This window comes from Gemmatimonadales bacterium (assembly GCA_036265815.1).
Classification (GTDB): Bacteria; Gemmatimonadota; Gemmatimonadetes; order Gemmatimonadales; family GWC2-71-9; genus CAVVWJ01.
The window spans coordinates 1-6,230 of the sequence record DATAOI010000109.1 but is presented as its reverse complement, the minus strand read 5'-3'; the positions used below and the strand labels follow the sequence as shown (position 1 = coordinate 6,230).

At 65.4% G+C, this 6,230-nt stretch carries 4 protein-coding genes; 1 reads left to right on the top strand and 3 read right to left on the bottom strand.

Annotated features, from left to right (window positions below; genetic code table 11):
• Positions 1–431 (top strand): hypothetical protein (locus VHR41_20280; GenBank protein HEX3236541.1); only part of this gene is annotated, 431 nt, incomplete at its 5' end.
• Between the two features lie 726 nt (positions 432–1,157).
• Here VHR41_20280 and VHR41_20275 read toward each other — a convergent pair.
• From VHR41_20275 to VHR41_20265, 3 genes are all read right to left on the bottom strand, one after another.
• Entirely contained in the window at positions 1,158–3,728 is a 2,571-nt protein-coding gene (locus VHR41_20275; GenBank protein HEX3236540.1) for a BTAD domain-containing putative transcriptional regulator, read from the bottom strand.
• A 217-nt stretch (positions 3,729–3,945) separates the two neighbouring features.
• On the bottom strand, positions 3,946–4,692 hold the full coding sequence (locus tag VHR41_20270; protein HEX3236539.1) for an FkbM family methyltransferase: 747 nt from the start codon (positions 4,690–4,692) through the stop codon (positions 3,946–3,948).
• 62 nt (positions 4,693–4,754) lie between these two features.
• Positions 4,755–5,690: a substrate-binding domain-containing protein gene (locus VHR41_20265; GenBank protein ID HEX3236538.1), complete on the bottom strand. Its 936-nt coding sequence runs from the start codon at positions 5,688–5,690 to the stop codon at positions 4,755–4,757.
• Positions 5,691–6,230 lie beyond the last annotated feature (540 nt).

Here is a 6,230-nt window from a genome sequence, read left to right as displayed (position 1 = left end):
GCTTTGTGTGGTTTGCCCTACGCGATCCGCAGCAGCTGGCCTCGACGTTGCTGTGGTTCTCCAATGGGGGGCGGCATTTCCCGCCGTGGAACGGCCGCCATGTCAACGTGCTAGGCGTCGAGGACATCACCGGCTTCTTTCATGTAGGACTCGCGGCCTCGTGCCGGCCGAATCTGCTCAGCGAGCGCGGCATTCGCACGTGTCTCGCTCCGAATGCGGAGGGTCGGCGGTCCATTTCGTACATCCAGGGCGTGGCACGAGTGCCGCCCGGGTTCGACAGGGTGGCGATGATCGAGCCTCATCAGACTGGCGGGAGTATCGTTCTCCACGCCGAATCAAAGGTCGCGGTCGAGGTGCGCTGCCACGTCGATTTCCTTCGCAACGGCACGCTGCCGGGATTGAAGCTTCCTGTCGCAGTGCAACCGGTCTAAATGGACAGCTGGATCTCACGCCGGAGGCGGTCGCGGAGCGGATGGAAATCAGAACGTCCGATGGGAGAGGAGGCTCGACGGGAAGATGCGCAGATCGTTCAACCGGACGATGGCGACGTATCCGATCAACGCCAGGACGACGCCGAGCGCGAACAGAGCCAACGTCTCGAGCCCGGGGACAGCAACGGCGAGCGCGAGGGCACGGAGCGCTACCGCGGAGGCCGTGGCGCGGCGGATGGGCAGGGGACCTCCGGGGTGAGCGGGTGCGGGTCGGGGCCGGAGCGCGTAGTCCGTGGCGCGGTCGCGCCGTCGAATCCCGGTGTGTCACCGTCGGGCATGCCGACCAGGAGGGTGTCGCTCCCCGGATGACAGGCCGTGCCTTGCAGTTGCCGGCTGGCCGACGCTGCGGGGGCGTCGAGGCTACCGAGAATCAGGAAGCTCATGCCGAAGCCGGCGACACCGGCCGCGAGGACAAGAGAGGAGAGCAGCACCGCCGACGCTGGTGCCGAACGGCGGCGGGCGTTACGGGCTTTCACTCTGCGTGTACCTTTGGTGGTGGGCGCCGCTGACGACCGGAGAAGGTGATGCACTCTCTAAGAAGACGCTCCAACCGCTACCGACCCCTACTGAAGTCGCTTCAGCGCCGCTGATACACCAGTCGCCGACCTGGCGGACGTAGAACCGGTTGAAGCGCCGCCGCTCAGTGACGTTTCCGCAACGTGGCGTTCAGTTGTCCGGCCGGAGCAGCGCCTCGAACGGCGGGTAGCCCCGGAGAGGAGCGAGCAGCAGGTCCTGGTGGTAGGCAAAGGAAGGGCCCAGCTCAAGTAAGCCACGGGCGCTCGCGGCCTTGAGGAGTGCGACTGCCTGATCGCGCCGTCCCAGGCCGGCGGCGATGTGGGCCTGCGCCACGATGAGCGCCCCCCTTATCCAGGGATGCCTCAGGACACGTCGGCTCTGTTCGGCCAGAATGCTGTCGATCCGCTCGGCCCCAGTGGTATCTCCGACCAACACCGCGACCCGGCCCTCTGCATCCAGCATCAAGGTCGTGTCCACCTCGCTAATGGTGTGCACGGCGGATAGGGTTGACCAGGCCATCTTCCGGAGTGCCGCCAGTTCAGCTTCCTTCCGGCCGAGCAGCTGATTGGCCCAGGCGATGTACCCTGCCCGGCTCGAGTCGACGTCGGGCGTCAACTCGAGATGCGCCAGAATGCTCTCAGCGACAGCGATCCCGATGCTGCGATGGCCGTGGACCAGAAGCTCGGTCGCCATGGCGAGACTGGGCTGCGCGACCGAGTCGACGGACCGCAGCGTCATGCTCCGGAAAAGCTCGAAGACCTCCTGCTCCCTGCCGATGGCACCGAGCGCACGGCCGCGGACCAACTGCCACCGCGAATTGGTTGAATCGCGCCAGCGATCCGTGACGGCGAGCTCGGCTCGATGGTCCCCCAGGATGTGGTCGGCGGCCGTCACCAGCGACCAGTACTCGCTCCGCGCATCGCCGGGAAACCAGCCCAGGCAGTGCTGCGACTCGTCCTTGCAGTCGCGGTCGGGATCGAGCCGCTGGAGGAGCTCCCGCGCGGCTCTCGGTTGGTTGGAGTGGAGGAGTGCCCATGCGTATTGCCACCGAGCGGCCTTCGATTGGGGGTAGGCGTGGAACCGCCGCTCGAGGAGCCGGACCGCAGTCGGCTGGCCATCCCGACAGCGGAACCGCTCTATGTCAATGGTCATGCGGTTCCATGGGGTCAACTGGTCCCGCGGACGATCGAGAGCGGCGGCAAGAGAGTCTGTGACCCTGCAGTCGGCACCAGCCCATAGGGAGCCAAAGGCCAGTTGGACGACCGGTGCGATGAACGTCGAGTCGAGCGCGGCCGCCTGGCGGTAGTGCGCAGCCGCAGTTTTCCAATCCCTCCAGCTCTCACGGTTCAGCCCAGCCATGAACTCCCGGTACGCGGCGAGTTTCGGCGGGCTCATGTCGGGGTCCACAGGAGCGAAGGCCGGATTCACCAGGATGGCGAGACCGCCCACCACCAGATCACGCAGCGCCTTGAGAGCGTCGGGTGCCCTCTCGACGGGTGCGCCAACCGGCTCGAAGGACCGAAGAATTCGGCCGGTCGCAACGTCCGCGATGCCCGCCTGGAAGAGCACGCTGTCACCCGAGCGATAGTAGCTCCCTGAGATCACCATTCCGGCGCCGTTTCGTCGGGCCAGGCTCCGGGAGTCCACTGAGCGGCCGGAATCGCTACGCCCACCCGCGTACACCGCCTCCAGATCGGTCACGTCCACCAGCGGCGTCTGCACTAGGCCCCGGATGATCCAGTCCGCGGCCAAGGTGCCGAGGGGGTCGAGGTCCCGCCGGCCGGTGCGGTTCTCAAACACGGCCGCCGCCACCCGGTGCGGAGCGAGCTCCGGAGACCGGTCGCGCAGGATCGCTCCCGCTGCCAGGCCGACCCCGACGACGGCGGTCAGTACGGCCAACATTACGGGAACCCAGCCATGGCGCCGCGGTAGTTTGGGCTCGGGGTCCGGCCGTCGGTCCACAGCGTCCAAAGCAGCGACGTTGTTGCTCCGCGCTCCTCCCTGGCGCCTTCGGATGGCCTCGGCGAGCGCCACGGTTTCGGTCGAGGGCTCGAGCTCGAGGTCCACCGCCAGACGCCGGGCGAACTGCTCGTACTCGCGCACCGCCTGGGCCCGATCCCCCTTCCGGTCCAGGAGTGCCATCAACCGCCGGACTCCGCTTTCATCGTAGGGAGCAAGCGCCAACCCGCGTCGCGCCCAGCGCACGGCCACGGGTAGCCGGGCGCTGCCGTCATTGTCCCCGGCCAGCGACCAAGCGGCCTGGGTGGCCCGGTCACGAAACCGTGCCCGCGCCTCCTCCAGCCAACGCTCGAACTCAGGGGCATCGGAGAGGTGAAAGCCCGCGAGGAGATCGCCTTGGTAGAGGTCGGATGCCTCCTCCGGGCGTCCGGCAGCAGCGGCATCTTCAAACGCTGCCGCATCGCACCAGAACCGGTCGGGCGCGAGTCCCACCTCCTCGTCGCCCCGACTGAGGATCACCCCTTCACCCAAGGCGCGCCGCAGGGTGTACAGCCAATGCCTCAGCGCGGCCCGGGCGTGCTCCATGTCACGCTCCGGCCAGAAGAGCGCGAGGAGTGTATCCCGCCGGTGATAGCCTCGGGGCGAAGCGACTGCGAGGTAGGCAAGGAGTGCCAGCCCCTTGGGCTGGCGGAGAACACCTGACGGCTCTTCGCCGGCGGGACCGGTGAGTGCAACGCTGCCGAGCAGACGGAGCTGGATCATACTGGCACAGTCCAGAGCGGCTCCGCGTGAAGGCTCTCGGAGGCTTCCTGACCCGAGAAGCCTGAAGCGAGACGGAAGGGGAGCCGCAAGGGAGAGGGAGATCAGACCATCTCCCACCATCGTTCGAACGGTATGCACGACTTCCCGGCGGTGCAATGGAGCGCTCCGTACGCGCTGCGCCCGGAGAGGTTGGGGCGGCCGGAAATGTACGCCCTGGCTACGTGCGGGTTGCCTTGATCACAGAAACGTAAGGCTGCACCCGTTTCACCCAGGCATCGATGTCAGGCGGGAAGATGGATCCCGCCTTCTGGGTGACCGCAACCTGGAACCCGCTCTCGCGCAGCAGTCGGACCAGATTTTCCTCGTCGGGCAGGGCTTGGCCGCCGGTCCCATGAAACTCGAGACCGACCGCTCGGATCAAATGCAAATGCTGCTTGATCGAGTTCATCACTTCCATCTCCATGCCTTCGATGTCCAGCTTGAGATAGTCGATCGGTTCAGTGATGTACTCGGCCAGAGAGACTGTGTTCACCAGGATCGATTGTTCGGATCTCTGGGTGCCCCATTCCTGCCGCATCGAGTGGGCAGAGGCCATGGGAGTCGCCGCGCCGAACTCTCCAAAGAAGCGAGCCGTGCCCCTCTGAGACGAGACAGCCAGGTTCAGCAGCTCGACTCCCTGGAATCCATTGACTGCTACATTGGTCTGCAAAAGCCGATAGTTCTCGGGATCCGGCTCGAATGCGATGATCCGCGCCTTCGGGAAGCGCCGCGCGAAATATGCGACGGATAGGCCGATATGACTCCCACAGTCCAAGATGGTGGGATCGCTCCTGTCGCAGGCGAACCAGTATTCTCCCTCCGAGATCTCCCGGGAGAGGAGCTCGAATTCGGCCTCGTTCCGGTGGTGGAAGGTGAACCCGTCCCACTGGGCAGTGTGAGTCCGCACGGAGGATTCCTCATGCACAACCGCGATCGAACGACGATCACCGAGGAACGAAGGGCTCCTCGGTAATGTGACGACCCTGCTTAGAACGTGATCGACCGGAGCCATGCGGCGGCGGCGATATTGGCGAGATTCAAATCGGGCAGCTGTGCCCGCAAGTCGTCCATGTTCTTGATCTGTGCTGTCAACAAGAAGGACTGGGTGACCAGGACCCCGGGAAACACGACCTGCTTGCGGCCGAGTTGACCGGCCAACTGGAGGGCCAGCGTGCGAGTGACGGCGGCGCCGACCGCACTCGGGTCGGTGGTGGCGGTGGCTTTCCAGGGGCTGTCCTTCTTGGTCATCAGCTCGATGTCAGCGTTCGAGATGTCGATTCCGTAGGCGGCCACCTTGGAGCCCAGCTTGTTCCGTTCGATGGCGGTGACGGTTCCCTTCGTCAGCTCGTCATAGGGAGCGAAGATGGCCTTCACACCAGGATGGGTCGCGAGCGCTCGGGCCGCGAGCTCCGTATTGTCAGCCGCCACGGCGTTGCTGAACTTCCCTACGATAAACTTCTGGTCCCACTTGTGTTCGGCGACGAACTTCTTCCACACGACGTCCCGCCGCTCGAGCGGCGCGATGACGAACGGGTTCACATAGCCGACGGGAACGCCATCGCCGACGTCCTTGGCCATCTGAGTGAGCACGAGTGTGGCGAGATCGACATCGTTTTGCGCGGTCTCGACGGCCTTGGGGGCACAATCGGCGACCTTGACGTCGTAGACCACGACCGCGATGCCGGCGTCGGTGGCCTGGTTGATCAGCGGGCACATCGTGGCCGATCGACCATGGTCCACGACGATGCCGGCCACGCGAGACCCGATCGCGGTTTTCATGTCGGCGGCCTGTCTGGCATCGTCGGCCCGCGCGTCGTACAGCTGCATACTGAAGCCGACCGCGTCGGCCTGCTGCCGGGCGCCCTTGGTCCACAGCTCGAAATAGTCACCGGCCCCGCTGTACTGAACCAGGGCGATCTTCACCGGCCCTTTATCGAAGGGGGCCGGCTTCTCAGCCGCCGGCGCACCCGTACTGGGGCGAGCCGCACTCTGTTGATTGCTGTCGCGGTCCTGGGAGCAGGCGAGGAAGAGGAGTGCCATGCACAGTCCGAGGCCCCGAACGGTGTTGCTCGTCATATGGTCTCCTGTCCGGCATCTCCCGAATCGGCATACGGCACGATCTGGTGGTCACGCAGCGCGCTGCGGCGGGGCGGGAGGTGGTCCGGGTGGTCATGTCTCACAGCTTCAGCAGAGGAGAACGACAGGTTGCGACCTGAATGTAGAATGTGACGAGGTCTATGGCCACCTTGGTGCTTCTTCTTGTAAGATTCATCATGACCGCTCAGCACCTGGTACCGGCTCTGCCGGCCGCCCTTGCGTTGATACTGGCCTGCACGGGACGGGGCCATGGCTCAGACGGCTGGGAATTCAGAGTCGACACCGTGCCCTCTGAGAGCAAGGGCGGCACGCGCTCGGATACGTGGCTCAGGGCAGTGGGGAAAGAGGGTCCGCGAGGAGCGCCGC